An 18607-nucleotide genomic window follows, 5' to 3' on the forward strand; every position below is an offset into this window, starting at 1 on the left:
GGGAAAACAGCAGCGGAGCAAGAGTATGCAGGCATCAGATGATTTCAACCCGCAGGCTGGCTTGGCCGAAGAGCTGGAGCCGGGCCTGCGCCGCATTCTGGCGCCGAATCCCTCGCCGATGACCTATCGCGGCACCAATACCTATGTGATCGGGACCGGCGGCCTGGCAGTCATTGATCCTGGGCCGGAGTCCGAGCCGCACCTTGCGGCGATTCTGGCCGCCGTGCAGCCGGGGCAGCAGATCACCCATATCATCGTGACCCACAGCCATTTGGACCATTCCCCGCTGGCCCGGGTGCTTGGCCAGGCAACCGGTGCGCCGGTCTTTGCCTTTGGCGGGCCTGCAGCCGGGCGCAGCGCCGTGATGTGCCAGCTGGCCGCCGGCGGGCTGGCCGGAGGCGGCGAAGGCATCGACGCCGGGTTTTCACCTGACATCACGGTCGGGGACGGCGAGATCATCCGCGGTGACGGCTGGGATCTGGAGGTCATCCACACACCCGGCCACCTCGGCAATCACATTGCGCTGGCTTGGGGCGGCGCCTGTTTCACCGCTGATCATGTGATGGGCTGGGCCAGTTCGCTGGTCTCGCCGCCGGATGGCGACCTGACGGATTTCATGGCCTCCTGCCGCCGACTGCGCCAGCGCGACTGGCGTGTTTTCCACCCCGGCCATGGTGCCCCGGTCCACGACCCTGCCGGCCGGCTCGACTGGCTGATCGCCCACCGCGGCTCCCGCGAGGCCGCAATTCTGGACGCGCTTTCAGAGGCGCCCGCCAGCGCTTCCGTTCTGGCCCGGAAGATCTACACCGAAACCCCGCCGGCATTGCTGAAAGCTGCCGAGCGCAATGTTTTCGCGCATCTTGTTGACCTCACCGGCCGCAAATTGGCCGCACCGCATGGCCCCCTTTCCGCCTCCGCCGTTTTTGACCGGCGCAGCGGCTGACTTTTTTCGAAAAAGTCCTTCTTGCCCTCTGGACGCCTGATCCGGAGGGCGCTATACGGCACAGACCGTTCCGGCGTAGCTCAGCGGTAGAGCAGTTGACTGTTAATCAATTGGTCGTAGGTTCGATCCCTACCGCCGGAGCCAAAATCACCCAAAGCGTTGATTGAAAATCAAAAATCCAGCTCCGAGAAATCGGGTGGAAATATTGATGCGGCGCAAACGCTTGCGCAGGATTCCCTACCCTTGGCCCGGCATCTCCCAATCAGCGGAGGCGCATCCGCCCTCCCCTCTTGAACGCCGCAAGTCAAATTTTTTATGGCGCTGGCGCGGGCCTGCGCCGGCTTCAAGCCGATCCCTACCTGCATTTATTGCCTTCCACGACACGCTTATGCCTCCCGCGAGGCAGCAGCGCTTGACCGTCGGCTGGCCGCGATTAGCGAACTCTGCTTCAACTTGGACATGACCGGTTGCAAGCGGATCTCCCGGTTCAAGGATTAATAATGGAAAGGCTTAAACCACATGCTGTTGAAGCTTCCGCAGACTACTGGCCAGCTCCCCGGTCTCGCGGCCCATCTTAGCTCCCAGAAAAGACGGAAAACAGATGTGAAGCGTTTTTCCAATGAGTCCGCGACGCGCCGCCGCCAGTAAAACGACGATGGCCTCGGTTCCAGATGCTGGCCTGGTGTTGATCTTCTCTATACTCCGGCTCCCGCGAGGGTCCCGCGCAATCGGATGTGACGGAGAATGTGTTCGGAACGACAGAAGCGCCCCAAGCTGTAGCGCTTCTGTCGTTTATTTCCAACTTCCTAGAGGGAAGCTGGCTCCGGCGGTAGGGATCGAACCTACGACCAATTGATTAACAGTCAACTGCTCTACCGCTGAGCTACGCCGGAACACGAGATGCGGTATAGAAATAACTCCAAAGGACGTCCAGAGGAAATCTGCGGTTTTGGGGAACTTTTTTCGCCCCTCGTTTAAGGGGCCGTTTTTGCCGGAGAAAACCGCGGTTGCCCAGGGCTTGCCAGCCTCCAAACAGCCGCTGGACAGGCCGCCAATTGTTCGCGCCGATAACATGTGCAGAATGGTCGGCTACGGTACGGCTACCGCACTTCCTCAGGTGCAACTTTCGGCGCCGGTTCCTCCCAAAAGGCCTGCAGCGCCGGTTTCGTCTCCACTGTGCAGGATTGCTGCGCACCAGAGCATGACACGGTTGCAAAATGTGAATACGCCGGCGGCAGCCCAGGCTAACCAACAACAACGCAGTGAATGGCCGAATGCTTTGGCTTCGCCGGAATTTCTGGCACCAATGCAATGCCTGCTCGCTGTTTGGCGCGCTCCAAGGCCGCCGCACCGCCGCCTGCACTGCCTGGAACCGCTGTCACCTGATGCCCCCCCCCTGGCGCAGCATCTCGGCCCCGTAGCGCCAAAAGACTACAATCGGCCCTCCTTCGACCGCATCCGCAACAGAGATCTCTTCCGCATAAACATTCACCGTTTGCGCCATCAGGCGGCGGCTGCTGACAACCATCGGCCCGACCGGAACGGCCAGCGGCGCGCCGGTGAATTGCTGCGCCCCGCGTGGTCCAGATGGTTTCCGTCTCGAAGGTGACCGGTGCCGGCGCGCGCAGATTCTAGATCATCTATTGCACCGCAGGTACCGCCGCGCTGGCCACGCCGACCGGCAACGCGCCCGCCCGCACCGCACAGAAGGCAGTGCTGTTGCTGACAGCCGCCAGCCTGACAGCGCCCGTGTCACCCCATTTCCGCCGGCAGCGCCGCATAGCCGCGGAAGCGGATACGTCCGCCCGGCACCCGGCCGGTCAGCAGCCGGTAGCCCGGGAAACGGTGCAGCAGGCGTTCAATGGCAATCCTCCCCTCAAGCCGCGCCAGAGTCAGCCCGACGCAGACATGCGGCCCGCCGGCAAACGCCAAATGCCGGTTCGGCGTCCGCCCGGCATCAAAGTCGCCAGGCTTGTCAAACACCTCCGGATCCCGGTTCGCCGCACCGATCAGCAGGTGCAAGTTGGTCCCCGCAGGGACTTTCATACCGCCGATTTCCACCTCCGCTGTGGTTTCGCGGTTGCCCAGCTGATTGGGCGAACGGAACCGCAGAACTTCCTCGACAGCGGGTTTGATCAGGTCCGGCTGCTCCAGCACCCGCTGTTTCTGGTCCGGATGATCATTCAGCAGCGCCAATCCATTACCGATCAGATTGGTGGTCGTCTCGTGGCCTGCATTCAGGATAAAGATGCAATTCTGTATCAGCTCAACCTCGCTGAGAGTGCCATCCGCCCCCTCGCCGTTGATCAGCCGTGTCAGAACGTCGGTTTCGATATTCCCCGGCCTGGCCCGCCGCCGGGCGATCAGGTCCTGCAGATAAGCCTTGAACGCCTCCACCGCCCGGTGACCGGCCGCCAGCTGATCAGCCTTCAACGCAGGCTCCAGCGCGCCCAGGATCGCCAGTGACCAATCGCGCAGCGGCGCCCGCTCCGCCATCGGCACGTCCAGCAGATTGCCGATAATCTGGATCGGAATGGAGGCCGCAAAATCCTCAATCAGATCCACCTTGGCCGCCCCTTCCATTCTGTCCAGCAAGTGATCAACCGTCTCAACCAGCCCCGGCTCCATCCTGGCAAGCGCCCGCGGCGTTAGCGCCGAGGTCATGATCCTGCGCACCCGCGTGTGCAGCGGCGGGTCGGAAAACACCAGGGAAGTGGTGTGATGCTCGAATAGCGGTGAACCTGCGCCGAATTTTGGCGCAAAAACCTTCTTCTTGTCCGAGGAAAACAGCGTGGTGTCCCGGTAGATCCTGTCCAGATCGGCATGGCGGCAGACCAGCAGTGATCCATCCGGCTGCGGCAGAACCGGCGCCCCGCGCAGCAAAGCATCATAAAAGGGAAAGGGATCCTCCAGAAAACCCTCTGGCGGGTTTGCCAGGTCAAACTCCTCGATATTCACAAATCCGTGCTGTCCGCCGCTCACCTGACACCCTCCCGCTGGCCGTGCCAGTCAGGATTTCCGCAGCAAATGCGACTGTCAATCCAACTTCGGGGAAAGACCCGGCGTCAGGACGCCGCCGCGCCTATGTCGATGAAGCCGGATTGCCGCGTGACAACACCGCGTGGACCAGCTAGAAACAAAACATGAACACTCCTATCTCTTCCATCCGCAATCTTGGCCCCGCTTACGAGGAAGCCTGCCACCGCGCCGGTATCTCTTCGGCCGAGGATCTGCGTGCCATCGGCGCTGACGCAGCCTATGCCAGGCTGCTGCAAACCGGCACCCGGCCGCATTTCATCGGCTACTACGTTCTGGTGATGGCGCTGCAGGGACGGCCGTGGAACGATTGCAAAGGCAAGGAAAAAGAAGAGCTTCGCCAGCGTTTTGACGAGATCAAGGCCAGCAGCTTTGATACGCAGAAGGCAGCCTTCGAAGCGGCCCTGGACATGATCGGGGTTGTCGCGCGCAAATAGCAGGGCGGAACCGAATGGGAGATCCGAGGGTTAGTTCATCAAAGGAACACCAACCAAAGGAGATCCTCGATGGACCTGATCCGCATCATTCTTGCAGTCATTCTGCCGCCGCTTGGCGTGTTTCTGCAGGTCGGCCTGGGCAAGCATTTCTGGCTGAACATCCTGCTGACCATCCTCGGCTACATCCCGGGCATCGTGCACGCTGTCTGGATTATCGCTAAGACGCCTGAACGTGCCTAAAGCTGCGCTTCACGAGGACCAGCTGCGGTCGCTGGAAAGCCTGGCCCATCGCATGGACCGCGCGTTCCGGATTCCGCTGATCGGCACGCGGGTCGGCTGGGACAGTATTCTGGGCCTCGTCCCCGGCGCGGGCGACGCCATTGCGCTGCTGCCTGCCGGCTACATCCTGCTTTCAGGCCACCGCATGGGCGCTTCAAAGGGAACACTGGCCCGTATGGCCGCCAACATCGGCATTGATACGCTTGTGGGGGCGATCCCGTTGATCGGCGACCTGTTCGACATCGGCTGGAAGGCTAACGTCCGCAATGTTGCCCTGCTGCGCCGCCACCTGAAACACACAGCCGCGCAGGATGAAGCGTTGGCGAAACGTCTTGCGCGGCGCAGCGATTCCAATCGGACCGCACCGCGGCAGGCCACTGCTGTGCATCCGCATCGCAGGGACATTGAGCGGTCCACTCGGCCTCAGTCATAAAAAAGACCGCGCCGGTTGCCCGGCGCGGTCTTTAATTCATCCGGTAAGCCTGCGGCTTAGCCGACCAGCTCGAGGCCGGAGAAGAAGTAGGCGATCTCAACAGCGGCAGTTTCCGGCGCGTCGGAACCGTGGACGGAGTTTTCGCCAACCGATTCAGCAAATTCAGCGCGGATGGTGCCGGCCGCGGCGTCTGCCGGGTTGGTGGCGCCCATCACTTCGCGGTTTTTGGCGATGGCGTTTTCACCTTCCAGAACCTGCGCGACGATCGGAGCGGAGGCCATGAATTCGCACAGCTCATCGTAGAAGGGGCGCTCGGCGTGCACTTTGTAGAACTCGCCTGCCTGGGCTTTGGTCAGGTGAATGCGCTTTTGCGCCACGACACGCAGGCCGGCTTCTTCGAATTTGGCGTTGATTGCGCCGGTCAGGTTGCGGCGGGTTGCGTCGGGTTTGATGATCGAAAAAGTGCGTTCCAGTGCCATGGGGCAGACTCCTGTGCTGAAAAGCCGGACATCATGCCCGGCCCGTTACGAATTGCCGCTCCGATAGCATGGCTCTGTGACAGGATAAAGAGGGGATTGCGCAGCGTTGACGCAGCCGCAAAGGCGGTGCGCAGCCTGCCGGCTCGGCGACCTGTGCCCTTGCCGGTCCCCCCGCCGATCTGAAATAACCCTGCCACATCCAGCGGCCGCCGGTGCCCTGCACATGGCCTGCCCCATTGACAAGGGCCAGACAGTACAGCAGTGCTCGGCCTATGTTACGTATCAGCGATATATCCTACGCGGTCGAAGGCCGTCTTTTGTTCGATGGCGCCAGCGCCACGATCCCCACTGGCCACAAGGTTGGACTGGTCGGCCGTAACGGCACCGGCAAGACCACGCTGTTCCGGCTGATCCGCAATGAGCTGTCGCTGGAATCCGGCGCCATTTCCCTGCCCAGCCGGGCCCGGATCGGCGGCATCGCGCAGGAAGCGCCATCGTCAAACGTGTCGCTGATCGATACGGTGCTCGCGGCAGATACCGAACGTGCCGAATTGATGGCCGAGTCTGAGACCGCGCAGGATCCGGCCCGGATTGCCGAAATTCAAACCCGCCTGTCAGATATCGATGCCTGGTCGGCCGAGGCCCGCGCCGCCGCCATCCTCAAAGGTCTCGGGTTTGACTATGCCGCCCAGCAACGCCCCTGCTCCGACTATTCGGGCGGCTGGCGGATGCGCGTCGCCCTTGCGGCGGTGCTGTTTTCCCAGCCTGATCTGCTGCTGCTTGATGAGCCGACCAACTATTTGGATCTTGAAGGCGCGCTGTGGCTCGAAGCCTATCTGGTGAAATACCCCCACACAGTGATCATCATCAGCCACGACCGCGAGCTGCTGAACCGCTCGGTGAACGGCATTCTGCATCTCGAAGAGCTTGGCCTGACCTATTACTCCGGCAACTATGACCAGTTTGCCCGCCAGCGCGCCGCCAACCGCGCCAATCAGGCTGCCCAGGCCAAAAAACAAGACGCCCGCCGCGCCCATCTGCAGGCCTTTGTCGACAGGTTCAAAGCCAAGGCCAGCAAAGCCAAACAGGCGCAAAGCCGGGTGAAAATGCTGGAAAAAATGGAGACCATCCGCGCCCCCGAAGACGCCGCGCGCACGGTGTTCACCTTTCCCGAACCAGAGGAGCTGTCGCCGCCGATCATCGCAACCGAGGGCGTCTCGGTCGGGTACGACGGAACCCCGATCCTCAGCCGGCTGGATCTGCGCATCGACCAGGACGACCGTATCGCGCTCTTGGGCAAGAACGGCGAGGGCAAATCCACCCTGTCCAAGATGCTGTCAGGCCGTCTGGATGTGATGGCCGGCAAGATGACCCAGTCCGGCAAGCTTCGGATTGGCTTTTTTGCGCAGCATCAAGTGGATGAGCTGCACATCGACGAAACGCCGCTGCAGCATTTGCAACGCGAACGCCCGGATGAAGGCCAGGCCCGCCTGCGCGCCCGGCTGGCCGGGTTCGGCCTGGGGTCGGATCAGGCTGACACCGAGGTGGGACGCCTGTCCGGCGGACAAAAAGCGCGGCTGTCGCTGTTGCTGGCGACCCTGCCCGCCCCGCATCTGCTGATCCTCGATGAGCCGACCAACCACCTGGATATCGAAAGCCGCGAGGCTTTGGTCGAAGCGCTGACTGCCTATTCCGGCGCGGTCATTCTGGTCAGCCACGACATGCATCTGCTCAGCCTGGTCGCGGACCGGCTGTGGCTGGTGTCGGGCGGCACCGTGAAACCGTTCGAGGGCGACCTGCCGGCCTACCGCGATCTGCTGCTGACCCGCGACAAACCCGCAGGCAAGCCCAAGGCGGCAAAGCCCAAGCGCCCCACCCGCGATGCGATCCTGGCCCTTCGCGCCGACGTGCGCAAAGGCGAAGCCCGGCTCGAAAAAGTCAGCGAGATGCGCGACAAGCTCGCCAAAAAACTGGCGGACCCTGCCCTGTATGACGACGGACGCAAGGACGAAGCCGTTGTCTGGCAGCGCAAATATGCCGAAGTGATGGAGGCGCAGGACCGCGCCGAGGAGCTTTGGCTGAAAGCGGTGGAGAAACTGGAAAAAGCAGAGGCGCAATGATCGACACGGCTTTTCTGATCACCTCCTTTGTGACGCTGTTTGTCATCGTTGACCCGATCGGCCTGACACCGATCTTTCTGGCGCTGACACAGGGGATGACGCCGGCACAGCGGCGCGCGATTGCTCTGCGCTCCACCATCACCGCGGCAATTCTGCTTGCGCTGTTTGCGGCACTTGGCGAGGCGGTGCTCGGCTTTGCAGGAATTTCCATGCCTGCCTTCCGCATTGCAGGCGGCGTGCTGTTGTTCCTCACCGCGCTCGACATGCTGTTTGAACGCCGCAACAAGCGGCGCGAAGACCGCAGCGAGGAGGATGATTCTGAAGACCCCTCCATTTTCCCGCTGGCGATCCCGCTGATTGCAGGCCCCGGGTCCATCGCCACCGTCATTCTGCTGGCGGGCCAGCAGCCTGGCATTGCCGGCTTTGCCATGGTGATGGGCGTGGTGGTTGCGGTGCTGGCGATCCTCTTGGTGATGTGCCTGTTTTCCGGCCTGTTCGAACGCATGCTGGGCAAGACCGGCATCACCGTTGTGACCCGTCTCCTGGGCATGCTGCTAGCGGCGCTGTCCGTCCAGTTCGTGCTCGACGGGCTGCGTGCTTTTGGATTTGCAGGCTAGCATAACGCCCCGGCCCGCCTACATTATATGCAGGAGGTGCGCGGATGGGCGAGTATGAAATCGGGCGGGTTATCTATCTGGTTGTCTTGCTGGTTGCAGTCGGGTCCTGGGTGTTTGTGCAAAACCGCCAGAACATTGGCAAGACCCTGCAGATGTTTGCCGTCTGGGGCTTTATCTTTCTTGGTGTGATAGCCTCCTATGGGCTGTGGGAGGACATCCGCCAAACCGTGCGCCCGCAGCAAAGCGTCGCGGTGGATGCCGGACGGGTCGAAGTGCCGCGCGCGCCCGACGGGCATTACTATCTGACGCTGGAGGTGAATGGCGCCACCGTTCCGTTCCTGGTCGACACCGGGGCCAGCGAAGTTGTGCTGAACGCGCGCGATGCGGAACGTGCCGGCATCGATACCGACGCCCTCGCCTATCTCGGCCGCGCCCGCACCGCCAATGGCGAGGTGCGCACGGCCTCGGTCTGGATCGAAGAAATGTCGCTGGGCGGCATCACCGACACGAACGTGCGCGTCTGGGTGAACCAGGGCGAGTTGGAGCAATCCCTGCTGGGAATGGGCTACCTGCAGCGCTGGTCCAGCATCGAAATCCGCAATGGCGCATTGGTGCTGACACGCTGATCAGGCGCCTGGGCGGTGCAGGCCTCCGGCAGCAGTATTCCGGACCAGAAAGAAGCCAAGAGCATTTTCTTTCTCTTGCTCGGAATACTCCGGGGTGAATTGGCCGGACCGCCAGGAGGGGCAGCGCCGCTCGACATCGGTCACCCTTCGTCAAGTACCGGCAGAATGAATCCGTTGACCGGATAGACCCGCCCGAAGGCCCCCGGATTGCTCTCCAAGCGCACCGCGGACCAGTCGTTTTCGGCCGATACGTCGATGACCGCCATTCCCAGCGACACCTTGTTGCGGCGCCAGTTTGCGTGATTGACCCGGATCCTGCGCGGCTCCTCAACCTTGGACACCACGGCAACATGGCCCAGCGGATTGGAGCGGGTCGCCCGGAAGGCCATCACCGCACCCGTTTGCGGCTTCTGATCGCGGCTGAACTGTCCTTTAGCCTGCGCCCACCAGGTTTTCGCATTGCCGAAGATCTCGATCCCGCTGGCGTTGCGGGCAAAGGGCACGCACCAGACGCGGCGTCCCCTGGATTGCAAAGACTGGACTTCTTGGACCGCGTACTCCAGACGCGCGGCCTCAACCTCGGCGCGGGCCACCGATCCGCCTTGAATATCACCGCAACTTGCGAGGAACAGCAGCCCAGCCCCAACAAACGGCAGCAGCCGCGCCCGACGGAACGCATGTGATACTTTCATCTGTCCCCCAGTGTCCTGGTCTTTTGATCTGATCTATTGACCGGGAGACGTACTGCGGCAGCGCCTTTGGCGCGAGCATTTCCTGCCAAACTGAAACAAAACCGTAGGAAACTGGCAATATCCCGCCGATACAGCGGACGAACAGGCCGGTTTCCCGGCCTATTTCTCGGCCTTCTTCTCCCAACGGCCGCTTTCTTCGGACCAGTACTGGGCGGAACAGCCTGCATCGGTCAGGGTTTTCCACTGGCGGCGGGCGTGCTGCACGGCTTCCGGATCGGTGCCGTCAAACAGAATGCAGACACGGTTCAGCGCCTGCACCTCATCCGCGCTGACCGCGGCGCCATCCACCGCCATCACACAGTTAGGGGAATTGGCTGCCTCTGGTCCTGCGGTCAGCAGAACCGGCTGCAGCGCATCATGGGGGCCGCCTGCCAGGCCATGGGGCAAAAAGCTGTCCTCCGGCCCCAGCCACAACCGGTCATCCAGCCAGGCCATGCGCTCGGGGTCGCGCCCGCGCACCGCAATGCGCCAGCCCGCCCCGCGCGCCTTATCCAGAAGGACCGGCAGGGTCTCCTCCAGCGGCCTGCGGGTCAGATGATAGAAGTAGGCAGCCCCCATGAATGCTTATTCCGCCTCGAACCTATCCGCGACCAGACGGTTCAGCGCCATCACGCCCCAGCCTGTGGCGCCTTTGGGCGCATAGTCCGTATCCGTCTTGACCGAGGCCACACCGGCGATGTCCAGATGAATCCAGGGCATGCCGTCCTTGATGAAACGCTGCAAAAACTGCGCCGCGGTGATTGAGCCCGCAGGACGCCCGCCGACGTTTTTCATATCGGCAATGCGCGATTTCAACTGATCGTCATAGGCCTTGCCCAACGGCATCCGCCAGGCGCCCTCATCTTCCGAATGCGCGGCCTTAAGGAAGGCATTGCACAGATCGTCATCGTTCGAGAATACGCCGGCATTCTCATGCCCCAGCCCGATGATAATCGCACCGGTCAGGGTCGCCAGATCAATCACGCCGGCAGGCTTGAACCGTTCCTGCGCATACCACAAGACGTCGCACAGAACCAAACGGCCTTCGGCGTCGGTGTTGATGATCTCGACCGTGTCGCCCTTCATCGACTTCACCACATCGCCCGGACGGGTGGCATTGCCCGAGGGCATGTTTTCCACCAGGCCGACCAGACCGACCACATTGGCCTTGGCTTTGCGCAGTGCCAGCGCCTTCATCGTGCCGGCCACAACACCGGCACCGCCCATGTCCATCGTCATCTCTTCCATGCCGCCCGCAGGCTTCAGGGAGATACCGCCGGTATCAAACACCACGCCCTTGCCGACCAGTGCCAGCGGAGCTGCATCCCCGGCGCCGCCTTTCCATTGCATCACCGCCACTTTGGAGGGACTGTCAGAGCCCTGACCGACGCTCAGCAGCGTGCGCATGCCAAGCTTTTCCAGATCCGCCTCCTCCAGGACCTCGACCTCAAGACCGATGCCTTTCATTTCCTCAATGCGGCGGGCGAATTCTGTGGTTGTCAGCACGTTGGCGGGCTCATTGACCAGATCCCGGGTCATGTGAACGCCTTCGGCCACGGCCAGCAACGGTCCGCAGGCAGCCTCGAGATCGGACGGCACTTTGGCGGCGATCACCACCTCGCCTTCGGATTTGTCCTCGGCAGGGGTCTTATGGTCGTCAAAGCCATAGTCGCGCAGCGCAATGCCCAGTGTGAGGTCAGCGGCCTTGTTCATGCTGCCGGCCATTACCGTCAGACGCTTGCCTGCGGCTCCTTTGGCCAGTTTTGCACCCGCCTGGCGCGCCTCCACCGGGGTCAGCTTGCGCGGCAGCACCAGCACATCCAGCGCCTCGGCCTGCATGCCAGCGGGCCAGCCAAGCGAGATCACATCCCCCGCCTTGGCCTTCCTGAAGCCATCCGATTCGATCAGCCGGGCAATTGCTCCTTTGCTCAGCCGGTTGGCCGTGCGCGCCGCCTGATCCATGCTGCCATCGGGCGTCACCATCACCGCCACGCGGCCGGTCATTTCCGGCAGGGCCTGTGGATCGTATTCGGCAAAACGGATCGGGGTAAGGCTGCTCATTCTCGCGCGCTCCTGCTGGTTTCATATGGTTCTTGGCCTAAGAGGTATCCTGCGCAGAGGCGCTTGGCCAGACCCGCCTTTGCGCCCGCGGCAGCCGCGATCCGCCGCCGAATGAGGCCGCTTGCGAGAATGCAGTTTTCCCCGTCGGCCAAATCCACTAATGTCCCGCAAAATCACAAAGGTCTGGGGGGATCAGGTGTCACGCTACGACAGATACGTGCTGTCACAATATCTGCTCTTCTTCGGCTTTTTTGCGCTGATTCTGGTGGCCGTGTTCTGGGTCAACCGGGCTGTTGTGCTGTTCGACCGGCTGATCGGCAACGGGCAGTCGGCTTTGGTGTTCCTCGAATTCACCGCTCTCACCCTGCCGAACCTCATCCGCATGGTGCTGCCGATTGCCGTCTTCGGCGCCTCGGTCTGGGTGACCAACCGGCTGAACAGCGAAAGCGAGCTGACTGTGCTGCGCGCCACCGGCACCAGCCCCTGGCAGATGGCGCGGCCGGCCTTGGCGTTCGGCGTCATCACCGCTCTGATGATGTCGGCGCTGACCCACTACCTGCTGCCGGCCTCGATCAGCCAGCTGGAGGTGCGCGAAAGCGAGGTCTCCCGCAACATCACCGCCAGCCTGCTGAGCGAGGGTGATTTCCTGCATCCGGCAGACGGTGTTACCTTCTACATCCGCCAGATCGACCCGGACGGCACCTTGAACGACGTCTTCCTGTCTGACCGCCGCGACCCGGAAACCACGTTGACCTATACCGGTGCCCGCGCCTTTCTGGTGCGCGACGAGGGCAGCGCGCATCTGATCATGGTGGAAGGCATGGCGCAGCGGCTGGACAATCAGACACAACGGCTTTCGACCACGTTCTTCTCGGATTTTTCTTATGATATCAGCGCTCTCGCCCAAAAGTCTGAAAACCCGGCGCGCAGCATCCGGGCTATCCCAAGCCTGGAGCTGATGACCAGCACCCGGGCCATCACCCGCAGCGATGGCTATTCCGCAGGCGCCCAGGCCGAGGAACTGCACCTGCGCTTTGCCCGTGCCCTGGTCTGTGTTGCCGTCGCCCTGATCGGGTTTTCCGCCCTGATGCTGGGCACCTTCTCGCGCTTCGGTGTGTGGCGTCAGGCCTTCCTGGCCTTTGTTGTGCTGATCTTTGTCGAGGGCTTGCGCGGGGTTGTCTCGGAGCCGGTTCTGCAAAACCCCAGCCTGTGGCCGCTGATCTATCTGCCGACCTTTCTGGGGCTGGCAGTGGCGCTGATCTTCCTGGTTCTGTCAGCCCGGCCCAAACGGACCCGGGCGGAGGCGTCCGCATGAAGCTTGATCTTTATTATGCCCGCCGTTTCCTGCAGTGGTTCCTGGTGATTGTTGCGGTGCTGATGACACTGGTGGTGCTGATCGACCTGAACGAACAGGTCCGCCGCTTCGAGGCGATCGACCTCAGCCTGCCGCAACTTCTTGGCCTGACCCTGCTCAACGTTCCGGCCGCCCTCAGCGAGTTCCTGCCGCTGATCATGATCCTGTCGACCATCGTGCTGTTTGTCGGCCTCGCCCGCAGCAGCGAGCTGGTGGTGACCCGCGCCATCGGCCGGTCCGGCATCCGTGCGCTGGCCGCACCGGTGATGGTGGCCGCCGCAATCGGCGGCCTGGCGGTCACCATGCTGAACCCGATCGCGGCGGCAACCGCCAACCGCTACCAGGATCTGGCCGAGACCTATCACAACGGCGGACCGTCAGCGCTGTCGCTGTCCGGCGAGGGCCTGTGGCTGCGCCAGGGCGGGGCCAGGGGGCAAGCGGTCATCCACGCCAAAGGCTACAGCGGCGACGCTGCGGAAATCACGTTGCTTGACGTATCGATCCACGCCTACACCAGTTCCGGCACCAGTTCCGGCGGCCTGGTCCGCCGCATCATCGCCGACAGCGCCCGGCTGGACGGCAGCAACTGGGTCCTGTCGAACGTCAAATCCTGGCCGCTGGCAGCCGGCATCAACCCCGATTCCAATGCCGCCCGGCATGACGAGCTGCGGCTGCCCACAACACTGACCACCGACCGGATCCGCGATACGCTGGGCACGGCCAGCGGCATCTCGATCTACGATTTGCCCTCGACCATCCGCGAATTGTCCGCCGCAGGTTTTACAACCAAACGCTATGAAGTCCGTTATCAGGCAGAGCTGGCCCGCCCCCTGTTCCTGATCGCCATGGTGCTGGTCGGGGCGTCCTTTACCATGCGGCACGCGCGCTTCGGCGGCACCGGGCTGGCGGTGCTCATGGCGGTGCTCCTGGGATTCGGGCTTTATTTCATCCGCAATTTCGCGCAAATCCTTGGCGAGAACGGGCAAATCCCGGTGGCCCTGGCCGCCTGGGCGCCGCCCGCCGCCGCGATACTTTTGACCTTGGGACTGCTCCTCCATGCCGAAGACGGGTAACTTGCGCCGCGCACTGCTTCTTTCTGCTGTGCTGCCCTGGCTGGCGCTGTCCGCCCCTGCCCCGCAGGCGCAGACCGCGGCGCCGCCTGATCCGGCGCAGCCCGCGATGCTGGTTGCAGATCAGGTCTTCATCACCCCCAGCCGCATTCTGGTGGCCGAAGGCAACGTCGAAGCGTTTCAGGGCAACACCCGGCTGCGCGCGCAAAAGATCACTTTTGACCAGACCGCCGGCACCCTGCAGATCGAAGGCCCGATCCGTATCGACCAGGAAGGCGACATCACCATCCTGGCCAATGCCGCCGAGCTGGACAGCGACCTGCGCAACGGCCTCTTGACCGGCGCCCGCATGGTGTTCCAGCAGCAGCTGCAGCTGGCCTCGCTTCAAATGACACGGGTCAGCGGCCGCTACACACAGCTGTACAAGACCGCCGTCACCTCCTGCCACGTCTGCGAAGACGGCAGCCCGCCGCTCTGGCAGATCCGGGCCGAGCGGGTGACCCACGACCAGCAGGAACGCCAGCTTTATTTCGAGGGCGCCCAGCTGCGTGTTCTGGACGTCCCGGTCTTCTACTTCCCGGCCCTGCGCCTGCCGGATCCCTCGCTGGAGCGCGCCAGCGGCTTCCTGATCCCGTCGCTGCGCTCCACCTCGAACCTCGGCACCGGGGTCAAAGTGCCCTACTTCTTCACCCTCGGTCCGCACCGCGACCTGACACTGGCACCCTATATCTCCTCCAGCACCCAGACGCTGGACCTCCGCTACCGCCAGGCTTTCCGCCGCGGCCGGATCGAATTCAACGGCGCCTACACCCGCGACGACCTGTTTCCCGGCGAGGACCGCGGCTACATCTTTGGTGAAGGCCAGTTCGATCTGCCGCGCGACTTCCGGTTTACCTTCGACGTCAAGGCGGTCTCGGACGATGCCTACCTTGAGGACTACGGCCTGCCGGAACTGGACCGTCTGCGCTCCGAAGCGGTGCTGTCCCGCGCCAAACGCGACAGCCTGTTCCGCGCGTCCCTGACCCATTACAAAACCCTGCGCCTCAGCGAACAACAGGCAAACATCCCCTCCGGGATTGCTGAAGCCTTTTATCAGACCCGCCACCATCCCGCCCTCACCGGCGGCGAGCTGCGGCTGACCCTGCAGGGCCATGGCCACCGCCGCAGTTCCAGCCTCGACGGCACTGCCATTGACAGCAACGGCCGCGATCTTGCGCGGCTCACTGCCGATATCGACTGGCGCCGCAGCTGGCGCCTGGGCTCCGGCATCCTGGCGGAATGGGAACTCGGCGCCGCAGCAGACGCCTTCCGGGCCTATGATGACAGTTTCTTCAACGAAGAGGTCACCCGCCTGACCCCGCGCACCGCGCTGACCCTGCGCCTGCCGATGCGCCGCCGCGACGCAGGCGGCGCCACCCAGTACCTGGAGCCGATCCTGCAGCTGGGCTGGCGCGACGAAGGCGGCGGCAATGTGGTTACCGAAGAAAGCCGTTTTGTCGAGTTCGACCAGGGCAATCTCTTGTCGCTGTCACGGTTCCCCTCCACCGACGCCCGCGAGGACGGACTGACCCTGGTCTACGGTGCAAACTGGGCGCGTTATGCACCCACCGGCTGGCAGGCCTATGCCACAGCCGGCCAGGTGCTGCGCAGCGACGGCGACGACCGGTTCACCAAAAGCTCCGGTCTCAGCGGCACCTCTTCCGACTTCCTGCTGGCAGGCCAGATCAAATTCGGCGACGGGCTGGCCCTTTCCACCCGCGGTTTGCTGAACGGCGCGCTGAATTTTTCCAAGGCTGAACTGCGCGGCGACTGGCGCACCAGCCGCTCCAGCCTCTCCGGCACCTATCTGTGGCTCGGCACCGACCCTGATGAGGACCGGGATGAGGAAAGCTCGGAACTGTGGGTGGACGGCAGCTATGACATCAGCCCCAGCTGGTCCGCCAGCGCCCGGCTGCGCTATGATATTTCCGACGCCCGTGCCACCCGCGCGGGCCTCGGTGTGGCGTACCGCAACGAATGCGTGACGGTCGACCTTTCCGTCAACCGCCGCTATACCTCAACAACAAGTGTTGAGCCGACAACGGATTTCGGCTTTACCATTTCCCTCAGCGGATTTTCCGTAAAGAGCGGCAGCAAACAGTACAGGCGGTCATGCAGCAAGACGTGAATACCCGGTTCCCGGCTCCTTTCCTCTCCCGTGCTTTCAAAACCGCAGCCGCGCTGGTGCTGGCCGCGGGGCTTTCCTGGACCGGCCTGCCGGCGGAAGCACAAAACCTATTTGCCCCGGCCATCACCGTGAATGACGAAGTCATCACCCGGTACGAGCTGGAACAGCGCGCCCGCTTCCAGTCGGCGCTGCGGGTGCCCGGCGATCCTTTGGAAACCGCCCGCGAGGAGCTGATCAACGACCGGCTCAAACTCGCCGTGCTGGAACAGGCCGGGATCGAATTGACCGATGAGGAAATCACCGCCGGCATGGAAGAACTGGCCGCACGCGCCAACCTGTCGCTGAACGAGTTCCTCACCGCGCTGCAGCAAAACGGCGTGGCGCCGCAAACCCTGCGCGATTTCACCAAGGTCGGGCTGGGCTGGCGGGAATATTCTCGCGCCCGCTTCCTGTCCCGCGCCCGCCCCACTCCGGTTGAGATTGACCGCGCCATGGGGTCGGCCGGAACCGGCAGCGTCCAGGTTCTGCTCAGCGAATTCATCGTTCCGATCAACGAACAGAACGCAGCCCAGGTCGAAGAGCTGATCGAACAGGTGGCCCGGCTCAAGGGCTACGACAGCTTCTCGGCCGCCGCCACCCAATATTCCGCAGCAGGCAGCCGCGAGAACGGCGGCCGCCTGCCCTGGATGCCGCTGACCAAGCTGCCGCCGCAGCTGCAAGAGGTTGTGCTGGCGCTGAAGCCGGGCGAGATTTCCGAACCGCTGCCATTGCAAAGCGCAGTAGCCCTGTTCCAGATGCGCGGCGTGCGCGAGGTCGAGGGCGCGGCACCGCGCTTCTCCGCGATCGAATACGCCGCCTATCACGTGCCCGGCGGGCGCACGCCCGAAGGGCTTGCCGCGGCGCAAAAGGTGATGAACAGCATCGACACCTGCGAAGATTTCTATGGGCTGGCCCAGGGCCAGGACCCTTCTGTTCTGGATGTGCAAAGCCTGCCGCCGTCTGATATCCCCCGCGATGTCGCCCTGGAACTGGCCAAACTGGACCCGGGCGAGACCTCTACTGCGCTGACCCGCAATAACGGCCAGACGCTGTTGGTGCTGATGCTCTGCGGCCGCACCGCCGATCTGGGCGAGGACAGCTCCCGCGAAACCGTGGCCAATGCGCTGACGGCGCAGCGGATGGCCTCGCTGGCCGGCAGCTATCTCGAACAGCTGCGCGCCGACGCCCGGATCGACATCAAATGAGCCAGCCCGGGCCGATTGCTCTCAGCTGCGGCGAACCCGCAGGCATCGGCCCGGAAATCGCCGTCAAGGCCTGGGAGGCCCTGCGCAGCTCTTGCCCGTTCTTCTGGATCGGCGACCCGCGCCATCTGCCGGAAGGCACCCCGGTCAAGGAAATCACCGCCCCATCTGCGGCGGCTACGGCCTGCGCAGACAGTTTCCCGGTGCTGCCCATTGCATTCGCCGGCAGCGCGGCCAGGGGCACTGCGGACCCGGCCAATGCCGCCGGTGTCATCCGGTCCATCGAAACCGCCGTCCAGCTGGTCCAGACCGGCGAAGCCGCCGCCGTCTGCACTGCCCCGATCCACAAAAAGGCGCTGATCGACGGTGCCGGCTTTTCCTATCCCGGCCATACCGAATTCCTGGCCGCACTCGCGGGCCGCAGCCGGGTGGTGATGATGCTGGCCAGTGACCGGCTGCGGGTGGTGCCTGCCACCATCCACATTGCTCTGTCCGAAGTCCCCAAGGTTCTGACCCCGGCGCTGCTGCAAGAGACCATCGAAATCACCGCAGCGGGCCTCAGGGGTCAGTTCGGCATCGCCGCGCCCCGCATCGCCGTCGCCGGGCTCAACCCGCATGCCGGCGAGGGCGGCGCCATGGGCCATGAGGAACTGGATTGGATCAACGCCCTGATCCGGCAGATGCAGTCGGAGGGCCTGGATGTCACCGGCCCGCACCCGGCGGACACACTGTTCCACGCAGCCGCCCGGGTCCGCTACGACGCCGTGGTCTGCATGTATCACGACCAGGCGCTGATCCCGATCAAGACCCTGGATTTCGATCGCGGCGTCAATGTAACCCTGGGCCTGCCCTTTATCCGCACCTCGCCCGACCACGGCACCGCTTTTGATATCGCAGGCACCGGTCAGGCCAATCCCACCAGCCTGATCGAGGCCCTGAAGCTGGCGCAGCGGATGGCTGCCAGCCCTTGATTCTTCTTCAGGCGGCAAATATCCCCGCCGGAGGCATGAAAA

The 18607-nt window shown here is 63.3% G+C and carries 18 protein-coding genes and 2 tRNA genes; 13 read left to right on the forward strand and 7 right to left on the reverse strand.

What is annotated here, in order from left to right; translation table 11 throughout:
* Positions 1–25: 25 nt before the first annotated feature.
* Entirely contained in the window at positions 26–943 is a 918-nt protein-coding gene (locus METH_RS10110; RefSeq protein ID WP_024090368.1) for an MBL fold metallo-hydrolase, read from the forward strand.
* 69 nt (positions 944–1012) lie between these two features.
* A tRNA-Asn gene (locus tag METH_RS10115) sits at positions 1013–1087 on the forward strand.
* A 674-nt stretch (positions 1088–1761) separates the two neighbouring features.
* Here the strand turns inward: METH_RS10115 and METH_RS10125 are convergent.
* The 3 genes from METH_RS10125 to METH_RS10130 form a co-directional block, all read right to left on the reverse strand.
* A tRNA-Asn gene (locus METH_RS10125) sits at positions 1762–1836 on the reverse strand.
* A gap of 485 nt (positions 1837–2321) precedes the next feature.
* A complete protein-coding gene (locus tag METH_RS23910; RefSeq protein ID WP_024090370.1) occupies positions 2322–2471 on the reverse strand; it encodes a hypothetical protein in 150 nt (49 codons plus the stop codon).
* A 224-nt stretch (positions 2472–2695) separates the two neighbouring features.
* Positions 2696–3925 (reverse strand): cytochrome P450, encoded by a 1230-nt coding sequence (locus tag METH_RS10130; RefSeq protein ID WP_024090371.1) that lies wholly within the window; start codon positions 3923–3925, stop codon positions 2696–2698.
* 161 nt (positions 3926–4086) lie between these two features.
* Here METH_RS10130 and METH_RS10135 point away from each other — a divergent pair, with 161 nt between their 5' ends.
* The 3 genes from METH_RS10135 to METH_RS10145 all read left to right on the forward strand — a co-directional run bounded on the left by METH_RS10135 (position 4087) and on the right by METH_RS10145 (position 5128).
* Complete coding sequence (locus tag METH_RS10135) at positions 4087–4416, forward strand: TfoX/Sxy family protein (RefSeq protein ID WP_024090372.1); 330 nt, start codon at positions 4087–4089, stop codon at positions 4414–4416.
* Between the two features lie 69 nt (positions 4417–4485).
* Complete coding sequence (locus tag METH_RS23120) at positions 4486–4656, forward strand: YqaE/Pmp3 family membrane protein (protein WP_024090373.1); 171 nt, start codon at positions 4486–4488, stop codon at positions 4654–4656.
* Positions 4649–5128: a DUF4112 domain-containing protein gene (locus tag METH_RS10145; protein WP_024090374.1), complete on the forward strand. Its 480-nt coding sequence runs from the start codon at positions 4649–4651 to the stop codon at positions 5126–5128. Before METH_RS23120 ends, METH_RS10145 begins: the two co-directional genes overlap by 8 nt.
* Positions 5129–5184: 56 nt before the next feature.
* Here METH_RS10145 and ndk read toward each other — a convergent pair whose 3' ends face one another.
* The gene (gene ndk, locus METH_RS10150; RefSeq protein WP_019298521.1) at positions 5185–5607 is read right to left on the reverse strand and encodes a nucleoside-diphosphate kinase; all 423 of its coding nucleotides are present in this window, start codon (positions 5605–5607) and stop codon (positions 5185–5187) included.
* A gap of 272 nt (positions 5608–5879) precedes the next feature.
* Between ndk and METH_RS10155 the strand changes: the two genes are divergently transcribed.
* From METH_RS10155 to METH_RS10165, 3 genes are read left to right on the forward strand one after another with little or no spacing between them, the layout of a single operon-like run.
* A complete protein-coding gene (locus METH_RS10155; RefSeq protein WP_024090375.1) occupies positions 5880–7727 on the forward strand; it encodes an ABC-F family ATP-binding cassette domain-containing protein in 1848 nt (615 codons plus the stop codon).
* Positions 7724–8344, forward strand: a complete 621-nt coding sequence (locus tag METH_RS10160) for a MarC family protein (RefSeq protein WP_024090376.1) — start codon at positions 7724–7726, stop codon at positions 8342–8344. The genes METH_RS10155 and METH_RS10160 overlap by 4 nt, the downstream gene beginning before the upstream one ends.
* 44 nt (positions 8345–8388) lie before the next feature.
* Positions 8389–8970, forward strand: a complete 582-nt coding sequence (locus METH_RS10165; protein ID WP_024090377.1) for a retropepsin-like aspartic protease family protein — start codon at positions 8389–8391, stop codon at positions 8968–8970.
* A 140-nt stretch (positions 8971–9110) separates the two neighbouring features.
* On the opposite strand, the gene METH_RS10170 is transcribed toward METH_RS10165, so the two are convergent.
* The 3 genes from METH_RS10170 to METH_RS10180 all read right to left on the reverse strand — a co-directional run bounded on the left by METH_RS10170 (position 9111) and on the right by METH_RS10180 (position 11762).
* Positions 9111–9662: a CHAP domain-containing protein gene (locus tag METH_RS10170; protein ID WP_024090379.1), complete on the reverse strand. Its 552-nt coding sequence runs from the start codon at positions 9660–9662 to the stop codon at positions 9111–9113.
* A 159-nt stretch (positions 9663–9821) separates the two neighbouring features.
* Positions 9822–10280: a DNA polymerase III subunit chi gene (locus tag METH_RS10175; protein WP_024090380.1), complete on the reverse strand. Its 459-nt coding sequence runs from the start codon at positions 10278–10280 to the stop codon at positions 9822–9824.
* Between the two features lie 6 nt (positions 10281–10286).
* Entirely contained in the window at positions 10287–11762 is a 1476-nt protein-coding gene (locus METH_RS10180) for a leucyl aminopeptidase (RefSeq protein WP_024090381.1), read from the reverse strand.
* A 196-nt stretch (positions 11763–11958) separates the two neighbouring features.
* Between METH_RS10180 and lptF the strand changes: the two genes are divergently transcribed.
* From lptF to pdxA, 5 genes are read left to right on the forward strand one after another with little or no spacing between them, the layout of a single operon-like run.
* Entirely contained in the window at positions 11959–13077 is a 1119-nt protein-coding gene (gene lptF, locus METH_RS10185) for an LPS export ABC transporter permease LptF (protein ID WP_024090382.1), read from the forward strand.
* Entirely contained in the window at positions 13074–14189 is a 1116-nt protein-coding gene (lptG, locus tag METH_RS10190; RefSeq protein WP_024090383.1) for an LPS export ABC transporter permease LptG, read from the forward strand. The genes lptF and lptG overlap by 4 nt, the downstream gene beginning before the upstream one ends.
* Positions 14173–16353 (forward strand): LPS-assembly protein LptD, encoded by a 2181-nt coding sequence (locus METH_RS10195; RefSeq protein ID WP_197538832.1) that lies wholly within the window; start codon positions 14173–14175, stop codon positions 16351–16353. Before lptG ends, METH_RS10195 begins: the two co-directional genes overlap by 17 nt.
* Complete coding sequence (locus METH_RS10200) at positions 16338–17597, forward strand: peptidylprolyl isomerase (protein WP_024090385.1); 1260 nt, start codon at positions 16338–16340, stop codon at positions 17595–17597. The genes METH_RS10195 and METH_RS10200 overlap by 16 nt, the downstream gene beginning before the upstream one ends.
* Complete coding sequence (pdxA, locus tag METH_RS10205; RefSeq protein ID WP_024090386.1) at positions 17594–18565, forward strand: 4-hydroxythreonine-4-phosphate dehydrogenase PdxA; 972 nt, start codon at positions 17594–17596, stop codon at positions 18563–18565. The genes METH_RS10200 and pdxA overlap by 4 nt, the downstream gene beginning before the upstream one ends.
* Positions 18566–18607: the final 42 nt, after the last annotated feature.

Origin of the sequence: Leisingera methylohalidivorans DSM 14336 (assembly GCF_000511355.1) — a bacterium.
Classification (GTDB): Bacteria; Pseudomonadota; Alphaproteobacteria; order Rhodobacterales; family Rhodobacteraceae; genus Leisingera; species Leisingera methylohalidivorans.

Coding starts and splice junctions, on each gene's coding strand:
- METH_RS10110 (WP_024090368.1), top strand. CDS start 26: ATGCAGGCATCAGATGATTTCAACCCGCAGGCTGGCTTGGCCGAAGAG.
- METH_RS23910 (WP_024090370.1), bottom strand. CDS start 2,471: ATGGTTGTCAGCAGCCGCCGCCTGATGGCGCAAACGGTGAATGTTTAT.
- METH_RS10135 (WP_024090372.1), top strand. CDS start 4,087: ATGAACACTCCTATCTCTTCCATCCGCAATCTTGGCCCCGCTTACGAG.
- METH_RS23120 (WP_024090373.1), top strand. CDS start 4,486: ATGGACCTGATCCGCATCATTCTTGCAGTCATTCTGCCGCCGCTTGGC.
- ndk (WP_019298521.1), bottom strand. CDS start 5,607: ATGGCACTGGAACGCACTTTTTCGATCATCAAACCCGACGCAACCCGC.
- METH_RS10155 (WP_024090375.1), top strand. CDS start 5,880: ATGTTACGTATCAGCGATATATCCTACGCGGTCGAAGGCCGTCTTTTG.
- METH_RS10160 (WP_024090376.1), top strand. CDS start 7,724: ATGATCGACACGGCTTTTCTGATCACCTCCTTTGTGACGCTGTTTGTC.
- METH_RS10165 (WP_024090377.1), top strand. CDS start 8,389: ATGGGCGAGTATGAAATCGGGCGGGTTATCTATCTGGTTGTCTTGCTG.
- METH_RS10170 (WP_024090379.1), bottom strand. CDS start 9,662: ATGAAAGTATCACATGCGTTCCGTCGGGCGCGGCTGCTGCCGTTTGTT.
- METH_RS10175 (WP_024090380.1), bottom strand. CDS start 10,280: ATGGGGGCTGCCTACTTCTATCATCTGACCCGCAGGCCGCTGGAGGAG.
- METH_RS10180 (WP_024090381.1), bottom strand. CDS start 11,762: ATGAGCAGCCTTACCCCGATCCGTTTTGCCGAATACGATCCACAGGCC.
- lptG (WP_024090383.1), top strand. CDS start 13,074: ATGAAGCTTGATCTTTATTATGCCCGCCGTTTCCTGCAGTGGTTCCTG.
- METH_RS10195 (WP_197538832.1), top strand. CDS start 14,173: ATGCCGAAGACGGGTAACTTGCGCCGCGCACTGCTTCTTTCTGCTGTG.
- METH_RS10200 (WP_024090385.1), top strand. CDS start 16,338: ATGCAGCAAGACGTGAATACCCGGTTCCCGGCTCCTTTCCTCTCCCGT.
- pdxA (WP_024090386.1), top strand. CDS start 17,594: ATGAGCCAGCCCGGGCCGATTGCTCTCAGCTGCGGCGAACCCGCAGGC.